General features: G+C 72.3%; 13 protein-coding genes and 1 riboswitch. Of the genes, 8 read left to right on the forward strand and 5 right to left on the reverse strand.

Annotated features, from left to right (window positions below; all coding sequences use genetic code 11):
• Positions 1-87: 87 nt before the first annotated feature.
• The gene (locus B4N89_RS31595; RefSeq protein ID WP_078979905.1) at positions 88-663 is read right to left on the reverse strand and encodes a GNAT family N-acetyltransferase; all 576 of its coding nucleotides are present in this window, start codon (positions 661-663) and stop codon (positions 88-90) included.
• A gap of 165 nt (positions 664-828) precedes the next feature.
• Here B4N89_RS31595 and B4N89_RS31600 point away from each other — a divergent pair, with 165 nt between their 5' ends.
• From B4N89_RS31600 to B4N89_RS31615, 4 genes are all read left to right on the forward strand, one after another.
• Complete coding sequence (locus B4N89_RS31600; protein ID WP_078979906.1) at positions 829-2,628, forward strand: glycosyl transferase; 1,800 nt, start codon at positions 829-831, stop codon at positions 2,626-2,628.
• Between the two features lie 241 nt (positions 2,629-2,869).
• Entirely contained in the window at positions 2,870-3,565 is a 696-nt protein-coding gene (locus B4N89_RS31605; protein WP_235619026.1) for a histone deacetylase, read from the forward strand.
• A gap of 81 nt (positions 3,566-3,646) precedes the next feature.
• Positions 3,647-4,054, forward strand: a complete 408-nt coding sequence (locus tag B4N89_RS31610) for a WXG100 family type VII secretion target (protein WP_161500888.1) — start codon at positions 3,647-3,649, stop codon at positions 4,052-4,054.
• A gap of 1 nt (position 4,055) precedes the next feature.
• Positions 4,056-6,176 carry a DUF6571 family protein gene (locus tag B4N89_RS31615; RefSeq protein WP_078979908.1) on the forward strand — a complete coding sequence of 707 codons (2,121 nt, stop codon included), beginning with the start codon at positions 4,056-4,058 and terminating at the stop codon, positions 6,174-6,176.
• A gap of 39 nt (positions 6,177-6,215) precedes the next feature.
• Here the strand turns inward: B4N89_RS31615 and B4N89_RS31620 are convergent, their stop codons facing one another.
• Complete coding sequence (locus B4N89_RS31620; RefSeq protein ID WP_078979909.1) at positions 6,216-6,872, reverse strand: uridine kinase family protein; 657 nt, start codon at positions 6,870-6,872, stop codon at positions 6,216-6,218.
• Between the two features lie 110 nt (positions 6,873-6,982).
• Between B4N89_RS31620 and B4N89_RS31625 the strand changes: the two genes are divergently transcribed.
• The 3 genes from B4N89_RS31625 to B4N89_RS31635 all read left to right on the forward strand — a co-directional run bounded on the left by B4N89_RS31625 (position 6,983) and on the right by B4N89_RS31635 (position 8,711).
• On the forward strand, positions 6,983-7,303 hold the full coding sequence (locus B4N89_RS31625) for a DMT family transporter (protein ID WP_078979910.1): 321 nt from the start codon (positions 6,983-6,985) through the stop codon (positions 7,301-7,303).
• A complete protein-coding gene (locus B4N89_RS31630; protein WP_078979911.1) occupies positions 7,300-7,839 on the forward strand; it encodes a TetR/AcrR family transcriptional regulator in 540 nt (179 codons plus the stop codon). Before B4N89_RS31625 ends, B4N89_RS31630 begins: the two co-directional genes overlap by 4 nt.
• 287 nt (positions 7,840-8,126) lie before the next feature.
• A complete protein-coding gene (locus tag B4N89_RS31635; protein WP_078979912.1) occupies positions 8,127-8,711 on the forward strand; it encodes a TMEM165/GDT1 family protein in 585 nt (194 codons plus the stop codon).
• Between the two features lie 11 nt (positions 8,712-8,722).
• Here the strand turns inward: B4N89_RS31635 and B4N89_RS31640 are convergent, their stop codons facing one another.
• Complete coding sequence (locus tag B4N89_RS31640; RefSeq protein ID WP_078979913.1) at positions 8,723-9,199, reverse strand: DNA-binding protein; 477 nt, start codon at positions 9,197-9,199, stop codon at positions 8,723-8,725.
• Between the two features lie 441 nt (positions 9,200-9,640).
• A riboswitch (cyclic di-AMP (ydaO/yuaA leader) is annotated at positions 9,641-9,797 on the forward strand.
• A gap of 6 nt (positions 9,798-9,803) precedes the next feature.
• On the opposite strand from B4N89_RS31640, the gene B4N89_RS31645 reads away from it, so the two are divergent.
• Complete coding sequence (locus B4N89_RS31645; protein WP_078979914.1) at positions 9,804-10,778, forward strand: peptidoglycan endopeptidase; 975 nt, start codon at positions 9,804-9,806, stop codon at positions 10,776-10,778.
• Between the two features lie 149 nt (positions 10,779-10,927).
• Here the strand turns inward: B4N89_RS31645 and B4N89_RS31650 are convergent, their stop codons facing one another.
• Both B4N89_RS31650 and B4N89_RS31655 read right to left on the reverse strand, forming a co-directional pair.
• Positions 10,928-12,742, reverse strand: coding sequence for a methyltransferase (locus tag B4N89_RS31650; RefSeq protein WP_078979915.1), 1,815 nt, complete (start codon positions 12,740-12,742; stop codon positions 10,928-10,930).
• A 148-nt stretch (positions 12,743-12,890) separates the two neighbouring features.
• Entirely contained in the window at positions 12,891-14,720 is a 1,830-nt protein-coding gene (locus tag B4N89_RS31655; protein WP_078979916.1) for an acyl-CoA dehydrogenase, read from the reverse strand.
• Positions 14,721-14,726 lie beyond the last annotated feature (6 nt).

Below are 14,726 nucleotides of genomic sequence, written 5' to 3' on the forward strand. Positions count from 1 at the left end.
GGCCGGATGGGCGCGCAGCCGGGCAGGCCGGCCGGCCGCCGGAGGGGCGGGGCCGTGGCGGCCGGCGTGCGGGGGTGGCGGGGCCCGTCAGGTGAGGGTGGGCCGCGTTCGGAGGAGCCATTCGGCGCGGGTGATGGTGTATTCGACCTCGCCGTGTTCGGAGCCCTCGATCGGCTCGGGCCAGTCGCCGAAGTATGTGCGTCGCAGGGTCAGGCCCAGCTTTTCCAGCACCCGTCGCGAGCCCCGGTTCACGGACATCGTGTTCGCCGTCACCTCGCGCAGTCCCGGCTCGGCGAAGCCCCGGTCGAGCAGCGCCCGCGAGCCCTCGGTCGCATAGCCCAGCCCCCACGCGTCACGACGCAGGCGATATCCCAGCTCGACCACATCGACGCCGTCCTCGGCGAGCGGACGCAGCTCGAACCACCCCACGAACCGCCCGCCGTCCCGCTCCCGCGCGGCCCAGAAGCCCGGGAGGCCCCACGCCGGGTACACGTGCCGCAGCCGCGGCAGGACCCGCTCCCGAACGGCCTCGACCGACGTCGGCCGCCCGCCGTCGATGAAGCGCATGACCTGCGGGTCGCCGTCCAGCTCGACCAGATGCGTCAGGTCCGACTCGACGAACGCCCGCAACTCCAGCCGGGGCGTCTCCAGAAAGATCGACATCCCGCCATCCTGGCCGACGGCCCGGCGCCGTGCCGGCCGATTTTCCGGGCCCGCGACTGCGTCGACCCCGGTGCGCGCTCGGCCGCTCGGCTCTCGTACCATGGCCGGCGATCCTCTCGCCGCTGGGCGCTCATGGCGGACAGTCTCCCTGGAAGGACCCGATCCATGGCCGCCGTCGAGACTCGGCTCCGCATATCGGCCCGCCTCGCGCGGGGCGGGCGCATACCCGGCGTGCGGGCCGGTGACCGGTGGGTCGCCATGGGGTTCCTCGTGCTCGCCATCTGGCTCTACCACGACCTGTGGGCCGATCTCGATCACGCCTACCTGGCCTCCGCGGGCCAGGACCAGAACATGTGGGAGTGGTTCTTCGACGCCACCGCCGACGCGGTGCGCGACCTGCGCAATCCGCTGATCTCGGACCTGCAGAACCACCCGCTGGGCGTCAACATGATGGCCAACACGGCCATGCTCGGCCTCGGCGTGCCGCTGACCCCGGTCACCCTGCTGTTCGGCCCGACCAGTACGTGGGCCCTGGTGCTCACCGGCGGCATGGCCGCCAGTGCCTTCGCCTGGTATCGCCTGTTCATCCGCCGGCTCGTGCGCCACCGCGCGGCGGCGGTGATCGCCGGCGGGTTCTGCGGGTTCGCGCCGCCGATCGTCGCGCACGGCAACGCGCATCCGAACTTCGTCGTGCTCTTCGTGATCCCGCCGATCATCGGCGTGCTCATCCGGCTGTGGCGCGACGAGCGCCCGGTGCGCAACGGCATCGTGCTCGGGCTGCTGATCGCGTTCCAGATCTTCATCGGCGAGGAACCGCTGGTATTCGCCGCCACCGGCCTGGTGGTGTTCGGGTTCGTCTACGCACTGGCCCGCCCCGAGGCGGCCCGGGCGGCGGCCCGACCGCTGGGCACGGGACTGCTGATCGCCGCCGCCGTGTCGTTCGCGCTGGTGGCGTATCCCCTGTGGGTGCAGTTCTTCGGTCCACAGCACTACTCCTCGCTCGAACACGAGTCCGGCAACGACCTGGCCGCGTTCACCGCGTACGCGAGCGATTCCCTCGCCGGCGACCGGAGCGGCGCGGCGGCGCTGTCCGAGGGCCCGACCGAGGAGAACGCGTTCTTCGGCTGGCCGCTGGTGATCCTCACCGGATTCCTCGTCGTATGGCTGCGCCGCGAGGCGGTCGCCCGGGCCGCGACGATCACCGCCCTGGTCGCGGCACTGCTCTCGCTCGGGCTGCGGATCGTCGTCGACCACGAGAACACCGGCATCCCGGGGCCGTGGCAGTTGGTGAACAAGCTGCCGCTGTTCGAATCGATCCTGGAATCCCGGTACGCGATGGTCTGCGTTCCCGCGATCGCGGTCCTGTTGGCGATGGCCACCGACCGGGTACTGACCTCGGTGCGGGATCGGCCCGTCGCCGAGCGGGAGTTGCCGGTGCGGCTGATCTGGGCCGGCGTGCTGACCATGGCCCTGCTGCCGATCGCGCCCACCCCGCTGGACGTGGTCGACCGCCGCCCGGTGCCGGCCTTCTTCGCCGACGGACGGTGGCGCCCGTACGTGGACCACGGGTCGGTGGTCGTGGTGCCGCTGCCGAGCGTGGTCGAGGCGTCCGCGCTGCACTGGCAGAGCGTGGCCGATCTGGGCTTTCCGCTCGCGGAGGGCTACTTCGTCGGCCCGTGGGGTCCCGATCGGGTGGGTGTGTACGGCGCCGACTACAGCCCGACCTCGGCGCTGCTGGGCCGGGTCGCGTCCGAGGGCAAGGTCCCCGAGATCACCGACGACCAGCGCCGCGAGGCCCGCGAGGACCTGACCCGCTGGCGCGCCGACGTGGTCGTACTGCCCCCGCACCCGCACGGCGCGGAACTGACCGGGACGTTGACCGCGCTGCTCGGTCCGGGTCGACGGGTCGCCGACGTACAGGTATGGGACGTACGACCGCTCGTGGCGGCGGCCCGGGCCGGATAGGCCGGGCCCGAAACCGCGCACCGGATCAGCGGTATCCGGCCTCGATCTCGGCGAAGTACGCCTTCGCGATACGTGTCGACGCGGTGCTCGATCGAGGCCCGACACGCATCGATGTAGGTCTGGTCGTAGCGGTTCACGCACACCACGCCCGCCACCTCCCGACCGATACTCGACGGCGTCATCCGACTGACGCGCCTCGTCCCGCGAATGTGACCACGGATGTCGGGCTAAGCTGCCGGATGTGCGTCCCGATCTGGTGTGGTATGTCGCGTACGGGTCCAACATGCACGCCGCCCGCCTCGACTGTTACCTGCGCGGCGGCCGACCGCCCGGCGGCGTCCGGGACTATCCGGGATGCCGGGACCCGGCCGCACCGCGCGCGACGCGGCCGGTGGTGATACCGGGCCGGATGTACTTCGCCCTCGAGTCGAAGGTATGGACCGGCGGGCTCGCCCTGTACGACCCGCTGGACCCGGGCCGCACACCCGGCCGGGCATATCTGCTGACGCTCGGGCAGTTCGCCGACCTCGCCGCACAGGAGATGCACCGCGCCCCCGGGCTCGACCTCGACCTCGGCGACGTGGCGACCACCGGGCGGGTGACCCTGGGCCCGGGCCGCTACGAGACGGTGGTCCGCGTCGGTACGGCCGACGGCCTGCCGATACTCACCCTGACCTCGCCGTCCCGCAGCGCCGACATGCCGTGGAACGCTCCCGCAGCCGCATATCTGCACCACCTGAGCGCCGGTCTCGGCGAGGCGCACGGCTGGTCCCGCAGACGCGCCGCCCGCTACCTCGCCGGCTGCCCGGGCGCGGCCGGCACCTGGACCGAGGACACGATCGCCGCGCTGCCGAGCCCCCCGGACCCGCCGAGTCGACCGCTCCCCGATCCGGCGTCATCCCCCGATCGTCCCCCGCGATGTCCACGGATCGGTTGATCACGGCGAGCCGGTGGTCTTGGATGGCCGTGTATCGCGCATGTATGGCGCGTATCGCATCGGGAACTCGGGGGTTACGGCATGACGACCGATTTCGACTCGATACTCAATCCCGGGCTACCCCGGGTGAAGGTGAACGACAGTACGTTCGCCGCCACGAACACGCCCGACCCGCGCCCGGGTTGCGCACCGCAGGCACCCGACGTACACGTCGAGCCGGGCACACTGGACACCGCCGCCGGCCGACTGCGGGAGATCGCGGGGGACTTCCGCACCACCGGCCTCAAGGGCGTCACCGCGCTCGAACCGGTGTCCAGGGCACTCGGCGGCTTCGACCTGGCCAAGGCGGTGGACGCCGCGCACACCGCGTGGCACGACCGCACCATCGCGGTCGCCGACACCCTCGCGGGCCGGGCCGGCGACCTGAACACCGCGGCGACCACATGGCGCAACACCGAGGGATCCGTCTGCACGACCTTCGGAGGCTGACGTGGTCGATTTCATCCACCTGCGCGACGTCGACCTGGGCGCACTCGTCACCGCGGCCGAGATATGGGCCACGCTGCCCGACCGCATGCACACCCAGCACGGCGACGTGGACCGCGACGTGGTCTCCCCGCTCGCCGGCGGCGCCTGGAAGGGCGCCGAGGCCAACGCCGGCATCGGCGAACTCCGGGCCATGTCCGGCCAGATGGAGGACGCGCACACCGAGGCGGCGGCGCTGCGCACGGTGCTGCTCGACGCGGCGAGCGACCTGAAGACCGCCAAGGAGCACCTGACCAAGGCGATCACCGACGCGGCCGACCAGAAGTTGACCGTGGACGACAGCGGCGGCGTGCACTGGACCGCGCCGTCGTACGCCCGCAACCTGCCCCCGGACGACTACGACGCGGTGACGAAACCGCTCGAGGAGGCGGCGAGGGGCATCGCGGACCGGATCGGCCGGGCGCTGACCGAGGCCACCGCCGCCGACCAGCGCGCCGCCTTCGCGCTGAACGCGGACACGCGCGGCGACGATCCGAAGAAGTTCAACGGCAAGGCGGTCGGCGCGGGTCCGGCCCAGGACGCCCGGCGCGCCACCGACCTGGCCAACCGGCTGATGATGCTCGACCCGGCCGAGCGCGGCGAACTGCGCAATCTGCTTGCCGCCAACGCCGACGACCCCACGTTCAGTACCCCGTTCCTGAACCAACAGGGTCCGCGCGGCACGCTCTGGCTGGCGGGGATGATCGCCAAGCTCGGCGGTGTCGATGCACCCAAGGGTTTACAGGAGGACCTGAAGGCGATCCAGGCCGACCTCGGTCGGGTGCTGGCCGCCGGTACCGGAAAGGGTGCCGGACCGCACGTCGATCGCGCGTGGGTCGACGAACTCATGCGGGCGGGCCGGGAGAAGACCGACATCGGGCTGTATTCGTTTCGGCCCTACGGATACCAACTCCTGGGCACCCTGCTCGACACCGGGCATCAGGACACCGATTTCCTGCGCCTGATCGGTCAGGACATGCGCGCCATGGAGCGGGACGATCCCGCCGTATGGATGAGGAACACGCCGTCGGGCGCGATGTACAACGGGTTCCGACTCGACATCGCCGACGGACACGGGGCTGGGCTCGACCCGATGACCGGCCTGATGGCCGCCTTCGGCAACAACCCCGAGGCGTCGAAGGAGTTCTTCGACCCGGCCAAGCACCCCGGCGAGGTCGGCTACATGCTCAAGCGGCACTGGTTGCCGGACTGGGCCGGTGCGGGGCCGATCCCCGAGGGGTACGACCCGCCCGGCCTCGACCAGTTGGGCCGGGCGCTGGAGGCCGCCTCGACCGGGCGGACTCCGGGCGGCGGCTACGGACTGCCCGGCGGCCCGCATCCGCCGCACGACGAGACGATGCGGCAGATCATGCGGGACACCGTCGCCACGCTGGGCGGCGAGGACGGCCTGCGCGGCACGTTCGCGGCCAACCTGCGGGACAGCGTCGGCAACATGGTCGCGTCCTTCATGGGCGACGGCGTGTACGACCAACTCGTCGCCAAGGACGGGCAGAACGGCTCGATGTTCCACGACCGGGACCTGATGCGGGTGATCACCGGCGCGGGCAACGACCCCGAGGCGTTCGCGGTGATGCACGGCGCCACCGTCGAGCACGCCGCCGGCGTGCTGGCCACGCACCCGGTGGTCAAGGCGCCGGGGGCACTGCCGGCGATGGACGTCGAGGCCCGGCAGGCGTTCAACGCGCTGGGCACGATGGACGGTCTGCGTGACGAGTCGATCGTGGCGGCGCGCGAGGCGGGGGTCACCGAGGCGACCTGGAACCGCAAGTACCAGACCCTCGCGAGCGCGCAGATCCTGAGCTACATCCCGCACGTCGGCATTCCCGCCGGCCGGATGATGGACATCTACACCGCACACGCCCTGGCCGCCGACACCGCCGCCCTCGAACACGGCTCCGGGCTCAGCCGGACCGAGAACTACTGGAGTGGCTGGTCCAGTTCGCAGGCGATGGCGGAGGAGTACGCGCGGGCGAACACCACGAATCCGGAGGAGATCGCCGATCTGGCCGAGGACCGCCGGGCCCAGGCGATGGACACCGCCGCCCGCCGACTGGGCCGCAAGTAGCCCGATCGAGCCCGCCGCCCACTCCCCCGGGCGGCGGGCTCACCCGGATCCGCCGACGGCCCCGGCGCGCGACGAAGGCGATCCGGGCGGCACGAGCCCCGGCGGCGGCGTTCGGCCGCTCGTGCCGTCGACGCGCACATGGGGGCGGTCCCAGGGGCGGTCGGCGGCCAGGTGCGCGGCCTCGGCGGCGCGCCACAACCGCCAGAACCAGGCGAGCCCGGGCCCGTCGCGCTCCAGCGCGCGGGCGGCGGCGACCTCGTCCGGGGTGTCGACCAGGATGCGCAGCGCGGTGACCGTGCCGAGTTCCCGCCGGGCCGCGCCGACGCCCTCCAGGACCACCACCGGGGCGGCCGGTATCTCGCGGTAGCCGCCGATCCGATAGGCGGGCCAGTCGTAGCTGTCGCACCGCGCCGCCTCGTGCCGGGCCAGCGGCGCCAACAACTGCTCGCGCAGCCGCGGCAGCCAGCCGAAGAAGTCGCCGGGCCGGGCGAAGTCGTCCAGCCGCACCACGGGAGCGCCGGGCACGTGCGCGGCGAGCGCGTCGGCGAACGTGGTCTTACCGGAGCAGCCGATCCCGTCCACCACGATCAGCCGGGTCCCGCCGACGGACGGCGGGAGCGCCATGGCACGCGCGGCCAACCGGGCGGCCGTCGCGCACCGGCGCGGATCGGGCCGTTCCGGCCGTTCGGTGGACATCGGCGCAGCCTACCCATCACCACGAACACACCCGCCGGGGGCCGGCGGCCACGCAGCCCGTTCCAGTACGTTTGTACCTGTACATCTGTACAACTCGGTGGGGAGGGTGCGTGGCCTGGTTGTTCCTGGGGTTGGCGATCTCGTGTGAGGTGATCGCGACCAGTCTGCTCAAGAGCACCGACGGCTTCACCCGGCTGTGGCCGACGCTGGTGTGCCTGGGCGGCTATGCCGGCGCCTTCTACCTCCTGACGCTTTCGCTGCGCCAATTGCAGGTGGGCACGGCGTACGCGATCTGGTCGGGGCTCGGGACGGTGGCCATCGCCCTGGTCGGCGCGGTGTTCCTGAACGAGCCGATGACCCTGCTCAAGGCGTTCGGGATGGCCCTGGTGATCGCGGGCGTCGTGGTGCTGAACCTGGGCGGTGCGCATTGACCGCGACCCGGGATCCGGAGGGCCGCCGGTTGCGGATCGTGCGCGGCGCCGTCCAGGCCATCGCCGAGGTGGGCGTCGGCAACACCACACACCGCCTGGTCGCGGCGCGGGCCGAGGTCCCGTTGGGGGCGACCACGTACTACTTCGCCTCGCTCGACGACCTGGTCGCCGCGGCGTTGGCGTACGCGTCGGCGGAGACCGTGCGGATGGTGGACGACTGGGCGGCGCGGATCCGGGGCAGCGACGACGTGCCCGGCGTGCTCGCCACGCTCACCGCCGAATACCTCGCGGACCGCCCTCGGGCGCTGGTCGAGTACGAGTTGTATCTGGCCGCGGCGCGCAGCCCCGAGTTGCGCGGCTTCGCCCGGGCCTGGGTCGAGGGGGTCGGCGGCTTCCTGGCCGACCGGTTCGGACCGCCCGCGGCGGCGGCGGCGGTCGCGGTCCTGGACGGCACGATGTTGCAGGTGCTGACCCTGGGCAGGCCGCTGGACGAGGAGCAACTGCGCTGGTCGCTGGCGCGCTGCCTGGCGTCGTGAGCCGGATTCGGGCGCGCCCGGCGCTGCTCGGGCGGGGCGTCCGCGTGCGGTAGGGTCGCAGCAGCGAAGGGGAGTAGCCCCGCGAACCGGTCGTCGACATGCTGGAGCCCTCGGGTTCCCGGTGGCCGGGCCCGGTCATCCCGGGTGGGCGAGACCTTCGGCCAGGCAACGACGCGTCCGCGTTCCTCGCGGACGCACCCCGTCGTGCCGGGCCGAGTGGTCCTCCAATCCGCCGAGCGGCGCTTCGTGAAGACCCGGGGCCCGGCTCTCGCAGAAAGCCACCCGGAATGCACCTCGACCTCCTGGCGATCCTGACCGCCTTCGGGCTGATCTTCCTCGCCGAGCTCCCGGACAAGACCATGTTCGCGTCGCTCGCCATGGGCACCCGCATGCGCCCGCTCTACGTCTGGTTCGGTACCTCGACCGCGTTCGCGGTGCACGTCGCGCTCGCCGTCGGCGCCGGCGGCCTGCTCGGCCTGCTTCCCGGGTGGATCGTCAAGCTGGTCTCCGCCGCGCTGTTCGGCTTCGGCGCGTTCATGCTGCTGCGTGGTGGTGGCGACGACGAGGACGCGGACGGCGGCGGTGCGCGGATCACCGGTTTCCGTGCGGTGTTCTCCACCGCCTTCATGGCCGTGTTCATCAGCGAGTGGGGCGACCTGACCCAGATCACCACCGCCAACCTGGCCGCCACCAACGGCACCTGGTCCACCGCGATCGGCTCGGTCGCGGCGCTGATGTCGGTGTCCGCGCTGGCGCTGCTCGCCGGCCGGTTCATCGCCAAGCGCATGCCGTTGCGGACCGTGCAGCGGATCGGCGGGGTGTGCATGCTCGGCCTGGCGATCTGGTCGCTGGTCGAGGTGTTCACGGGCTGACCCGTGCGGGTTCAGGTCCGGGCGGCCGGGTCGTCCGCCGACTCGGGGGTGGTGCGGCCGAGCAGGCGTTCGTAGCGCTGGCGGGCCGCCTGCGGGGTGCCCAGGCCCAGGCCGAAGGCGATCTCCTGCCAGGTCATCTCGCGCCCCCGGGCCATCCGCAGCAGCCCCGCCTCCAGGTCGTCCATCTCGCCCCGGGCCATCGGGATCAGGCTCAGCGCGGCGGTGATGTCGGCGTGGTCGACCGCCGGCTCGCCGTCGGCGGGCTGGGCGATGCCGCCGAGCAGGAACGACACCAGGCGGATCGCCTCGTGCGGGCCGAGCATGTACGGGTTCACCTGCCGCGCGCGCTGCTCGTCGGTGGCCGCGTGCCGCTCGGCGATCCGGAACAGGGAGGCGTGTACGCGCCGGGCCCGCGCCTGCTCGGGGTCGGGCGCGCTGAAGGGATCGTGGGATTCGGGGGTCTCGAGGGTGTCCGAACTCGACGTCATGGGCACAGCATGCCGAGAGGCACGGAAAGGTGTCAACGAATCGTGTCGCACAGTCCATGTTGAACATCTTGTTCATATGAGATTTCGCCCCCGCCACGGGCGCGGCCGGCCCGCCGGGCGAATGTGATGTAGCCCGCACGGATAAAACGGACATAAATTATATAGCCGACTTCGAGCGGCAATTCATTTCCGGTGGCCGGCGACGGATCTCGACTATTTTCCGTTACCGCTCCGTCACGCCACTCTCCGAGATATGCCCTCGTCATCGCGGGTGCTTCCGACCGAAGCCGGCCGAGATGTCGCCTTTATTCCGCCTTTACGCTCCGGGCAAAGGCTGCGATTCGGTTGTGATCTCCCCATCGCATTGCCTACCTTTCTCGCCGATTCACCTTTCGGGTGAACCCTGCCGCCGGTACGCCGAATCCCGTCGCCGGCAGCGGGATGTCTACAGCGAACAATCCGACGGGAGCGGGGGAACCAGGTGAATCGCCGTGGCCGGGATCGTTCCGGTGACGGCTAGGGGTGAAGTCGCGTGAAGCGACCGGGCTGCTCCAGTCCGAATCCGACAGCTCACCTCGTAGGCGACAGGAGAGGACCCCATTTCATGCTGTCCGCAAACGCTCGCCATCGAGCCGCTCGCCCCGCCAACGTCCGCCGCTTCGTCGCGGCGGTGGGCATCGCCGGCATGGGAGCCGTCATCCCGGTCGCCGGCGCCGGTGCGGCCCACGCGCAGGTCCCCACCACCGACCAGACCCCCACCGGCGCCTCCGCCGTGCTGTCGGCCACGCCGACCGCCGCGGTCGAGAGTGCCCCGGTCCAGGCCGAGGCCGCCGCCCCCGCGGCCGCCACCGCCGCGGACAAGGCCCGCTACCTGGTCCAGGCCGGTGACACGCTGTCCCAGCTCGCGCTGACCAACAAGGTCTCCGGCGGCTGGCAGAGCCTGTACCAGCTCAACCGCGACGTGCTCCTGTCCGGCCCGGACCTGATCGAGATCGGTCAGACCCTGCGGCTGACCGGCTCGGCGCCCGCGCAGCCCAAGGCGGACGCTCCGGCCAAGCCGAGCATCCGGGTCCAGCCGAAGACCACGGTCACCGGCAAGACCGCGCCGAAGCCGACGAGCAAGCCGGCGGTCGACGTCGCGGCCAAGCCCGCCGCCAAGCCCGCCGCCAAGCCCGCCACCGGTGGCTCGAAGGGCAACCAGGCGCCGACCGGCGGTTCCTCGAACGCGTCGAGCAAGGCCGCCCAGGCCGTCGCCTTCGCCAAGGCGCAGGTCGGCAAGCCGTACGTGTACGGCGCCACCGGCCCGAACGCGTACGACTGCTCGGGTCTGGTCCAGGCCGCGTACAAGGCGGCGGGCATCTCGCTGCCGCGCGTGACCAACGACCAGTTCGCGGCCGACCCGCACGTGTCGATCGCCAACCTGCAGCCCGGCGACCTGGTGTTCTTCTACTCGGGCATCAGCCACGTCGGCATCTACATCGGCGACGGCAAGATGGTGCACGCCGCCAACTCGCGCAAGCCGGTGGAGATCGCCTCGATCAACACCATGCCGATCGCCGGCGCCACCCGCCCGAACTGATCGCGCGACCCGGCCGCGGCGGCGCCCGGGTGACCATCGCACAGCAGTGGCGGTGGCAGTAGTGCTCGGCGCCGTGCCCCCGACCGTGGTCGGGGGCACGGCGCCCTCGCGCGTGCGGTGCCCTCGTGTGCTCGTACGTGTGCCCGGTGCTAGCCCTGCGCGGGACGCGGTCGGGCGGTGAGTACCGCCATGTCCAGCGGCAGCGGGCGCAGGTCGAGCAGTTCGAAGCCGCCCTCGGCCAGCAGCGCGCGATACTCCGCCACCGTGCGCTCGCGGCCCCGGGCATTGGTCATCATCTGGATGTCGAAGCGCAGCGGCAACACCGACCCGCACGCCTCCACGATCGGCCGTTCGACGATCGCCAGACGTGCGTCGACCGGCATCGCCCGGGCCAGTGCCCGCAATACGACCAGGCACTCCGGGTCCGCCCAGTCGTGCAGGATCCGGGCCAACAGGTACAGGTCGCCGCCACCGGGCAGCGGATCGGTGAAGAAGTCGCCGACCACCGGGTCGCACCGGTCCCCGCCCGCCGACGCGGCGAGCAACTCCCGGGCGGCGTCGACCACATGCCCCCGCTCGAAGAGCACCCCGCGCGCGGTCGGATGGTCGCGCAACACGCGCAGAAGCAACTCCCCGTCGCCGCCCCCCACATCGACCACGGTCGCGGCCGGCGGCAGGTCCAGGGCGGCTGGCACCGCGTCGAAGACGATCGTGCCGAACGCCATCGCCTCCCGGAACAACCGGGCCTCGTCCGGGTGTTCGGCGAAATACTCGAACGACTCCCGGCCGTGCACCCGGGTGAACGCGTCCTCGCCGGTGCGCACCGTGTGCTCCAGGCCGAGATACGACGTGAAGAACAGACCGCTGTACAGGTCCGCCAGCGCGGCCAGCGAACCGTCCCGATCGGTGCGCAGCAGCGCGCCGCGCTCGGTGAGCCGATAGTGCCCGTCCGCCTCGGCCCGCACCACCCCGTGCCCGGCCAGCAGGCGCAACAGCCGCCCCAGGCGGTCCGGTTCCGCGCCCGCCACCTCGGCCAGGTCGGTCACCGACCGGGACCCGTCACCGAGGTGGTCGGCCAGGCCCAGCCGCGCCGCGACACCGATCGCCTGGGTCACCCACGCGCCGGTGACCAGGTGCAACATCTCGCGTGTCGGGTCCTCGCGCGGCGGGTCCTCCTGTGTCGTGTCCTCGCGCGGCAGGTCCTCGCGCGGGGGCGAACCGGCTCGACCGGCCGCGGGGTTCGAAGCCGCGTGGCGCCGCAGCACCTCGGGATACGAACCGGTGGCCAGGATCTCCAGCCGGCGCGGCCAGCGGTCCGAGGCCGGTTCGCCCGTGCTGCGGAAGTACAGCACGAAGGTGTCCTCGTGCGGGTTGAAGCCGCCGCCGTCCCGGAGCACCTCGTCCCGGGACACCAGCAGGTCGTGCAGATCCAGCAGGGTGACCGGAGTCGGCTCGACCACGCGGAAGGCGAAGTGTGTCTCGCCGTTGCGGGCGCGCTCCTCGGCGCGCAGTCGAGCGAAGTCGGCTCCCGGGACCGGTGCCACGGCGAACAGTTCGAGGTTGCGGCCCTCGCAGGCGGCGACCCCGTCGCCGGGCAGGGCGCATCGGACGATGTGTACCTCGACCGATTCCGCGCGCAGGCCCAGGCGTTCGGCGATCCGGTTGCGCACGACCGTGCTGGGCACGACCTCGGTGGTCCGTAATCCCCAGTGCGGCAATCGGTCGAGCAGGTCACCGAGCCGCTCCGGGAACACGAGCAGCGCGGCGTGGTCGAAGCGGCAGTGCCGGGACACCATGTCCACGACCGCGTCGGGAACTCCCGGCGGCAGCGCGGCCCGGAGGATGTCCGCCGCGCCGTGTCCGCAGACGTGGTCGATCAACGCGCGGATACGCTCGGCGTCCGGATCGGACAGGTGCTCGGGGGCGATCCCGGTCGGGACGGCCGTCGAAGATGCAGGGTTCATCGAAGCTCCGTTTGTCCGTGGTCCGAGGGGTGGTGCGCGCGTCCCGAACGGCCCGGCGGGGGTGCGCGGGTCGGGGCGGGGCGCCATAAGGAGGGAATGGGGAGTCAGGGGGGATGCCCGGGGAGGTGGCCCCGGGGGTGGCGGGGCGTCACGTCGTCAGGTCGCCGATCGGGTCGTCCCCGGCCAGGGCGCCCCGGACCAGGCCCGGCGGTACGTCCAGCAGGTCGATCAACGCCCGGGCGTGCGGCGCCAGTCGGGCACACACGGCGTCGATCCGGGCCGACAGGGTGCGGACCTCGTCGACGGTGAGCAGGCCGGCGGCCAGGAGCCGGCCGTCGTGCGCCGAGACTTCCTCCAGGACCCGGAGCAGGCACAGGTCGTCGAGCACCGGCTCGGCCACCCGGTGCCCGAACATCGAGCGGGCGTCGTGGATCAGCGCCTCGACCGTGATCCGCGCCGCGTGTGCCTCGCCCAGGCGCTCGGCGGCATCGGCGCAGTCGTTGCGCAGGACGAACGGGTCGGTTCCCCGCTCCGCGCCGATCCGCAGCCGCTCGACGAGTTCTTCGTGCAGCAGTCGCTCGCGGGCGCGGAACAGGCCCGCCCAGCCGTGGCGTTCGAGGGGCGCGGCGGAGCGGCCCGAGGCGTCGGGGGCTTGGGGATCGTCGGGAGCGGCCGGGGGCTCGTACTCGACGCCGGTCGCCATCGACCAGCCCGCGTCGAGGAGGATCAACTGGTTGTCGCCGCCCGCCGCGTTGAAGGCCATCGCCAGGCCCTGGTAGTCGATCAGCCGGTTTTCCGCGAAGAAGCCGAAGGCGCCGCACGCCCGCCGGCAGCGCGACACGGCCTGTTCGGCGAGTCGGTCGGTGGTCACCTTGAGCAACGAGGCGGTGCGCATCGTCGCCGGGGGCAGACCCCGATCGGCCGCCCGGTGCACCGGCAACCGCCAACACAGGTCGGTCGCCCGCCGGGCCAGCACCGTCGCGGTCAAGGCCGCCGCGTGGGCGCCGAACAGTGCGCGCTGCTGGTTGCGGTGGGCCAGCGCCGGGGTTTGCGGATCGAAGCGGCCGACCGTGCGGCGCCGGTGGGCATGGGCGAGGGCGATCGCTGTCGCGGCGCGCGTGACGGCGGCCATCCCGGTCGCGATCGCTCCCCACGCGAACCTGCTCTGGCCCTGGCTGCGCCGGCTGCGGGCCGCCGGGTCGAGCGGGTCGTGATGGCCGCCGGGTACCGTGATCGTGGCCCCGTCGCGCAACCAGCGGGCGGCGGGCACCCGGACGTGGTCGAAGCGTACGGCCGCGTAGTCCAGGGGCAGCAGACCGGTCGGCGGTCTCGGCGTGATCACCACCCCTTGGCACGGGCCGGCCGCGTCCCGCAGCGGCACCAGGAACAGCCCGGTGCCCCGGCCGACGCCGTCCACCACGATCCGCGCGCCGACGACCGCCACTCGGGGTACACCGCGAAGTCCCACGTTGGGCGGATACTTGCTCGCTCCGGCATCCGGGGTGTGCAGGTCGAACGCCTCGCCCACCGGGTCCCAGACCGCCTCGGTACGGATGCCGGCGGAGCTGTTGCCCAGGCCCACCTCGGTCATCAGCGCGGCGCCGATCGCGGGGCCGAGGGCCAGTCCGGCGATGTCCTCGGGGCTCGCGCCGAAGTCCAGCGCGGGGCCGAGGGTCATGCAGTGGTGCAGGAACAGCACGTGGAACACGCTCGGGTCGACCATCGCGGCGAGTTCGAGCAGTTCGCGCAGGTACGCGGGATGGTGCAGGAGCGGATCCTCGCCGGATATGCGCTCGTGCAGCCACCGCACCCGACGGTACGTCAGCGCGTCCCGGGCCGGTCCGGCGATCGCCGCGTCGGGCCCCGCCGGCGGATCGAAGAGCATGTCGGCGAACAGCTTGGCGGGGTCGGGGAAAGCGGGTTCGGGGGGCGGAGCGGGGGTGTGTCCCAGGGCGGCTCGCCTGGCGTGCTCGGTCATCCGAGT

This window comes from Embleya scabrispora, from assembly GCF_002024165.1.
In the GTDB taxonomy this organism is placed as follows: domain Bacteria; phylum Actinomycetota; class Actinomycetes; order Streptomycetales; family Streptomycetaceae; genus Embleya; species Embleya scabrispora_A.

Excerpts from the sequence above, each read along its gene's own strand:
- B4N89_RS31610 (WP_161500888.1), top strand. The coding sequence starts at position 3,647 with ATGACGACCGATTTCGACTCGATACTCAATCCCGGGCTACCCCGGGTG.
- B4N89_RS31640 (WP_078979913.1), bottom strand. The coding sequence starts at position 9,199 with ATGACGTCGAGTTCGGACACCCTCGAGACCCCCGAATCCCACGATCCC.
- B4N89_RS31600 (WP_078979906.1), top strand. The coding sequence starts at position 829 with ATGGCCGCCGTCGAGACTCGGCTCCGCATATCGGCCCGCCTCGCGCGG.
- B4N89_RS31635 (WP_078979912.1), top strand. The coding sequence starts at position 8,127 with ATGCACCTCGACCTCCTGGCGATCCTGACCGCCTTCGGGCTGATCTTC.
- B4N89_RS31595 (WP_078979905.1), bottom strand. The coding sequence starts at position 663 with ATGTCGATCTTTCTGGAGACGCCCCGGCTGGAGTTGCGGGCGTTCGTC.
- B4N89_RS31620 (WP_078979909.1), bottom strand. The coding sequence starts at position 6,872 with ATGTCCACCGAACGGCCGGAACGGCCCGATCCGCGCCGGTGCGCGACG.
- B4N89_RS31650 (WP_078979915.1), bottom strand. The coding sequence starts at position 12,742 with ATGAACCCTGCATCTTCGACGGCCGTCCCGACCGGGATCGCCCCCGAG.
- B4N89_RS31645 (WP_078979914.1), top strand. The coding sequence starts at position 9,804 with ATGCTGTCCGCAAACGCTCGCCATCGAGCCGCTCGCCCCGCCAACGTC.
- B4N89_RS31655 (WP_078979916.1), bottom strand. The coding sequence starts at position 14,720 with ATGACCGAGCACGCCAGGCGAGCCGCCCTGGGACACACCCCCGCTCCG.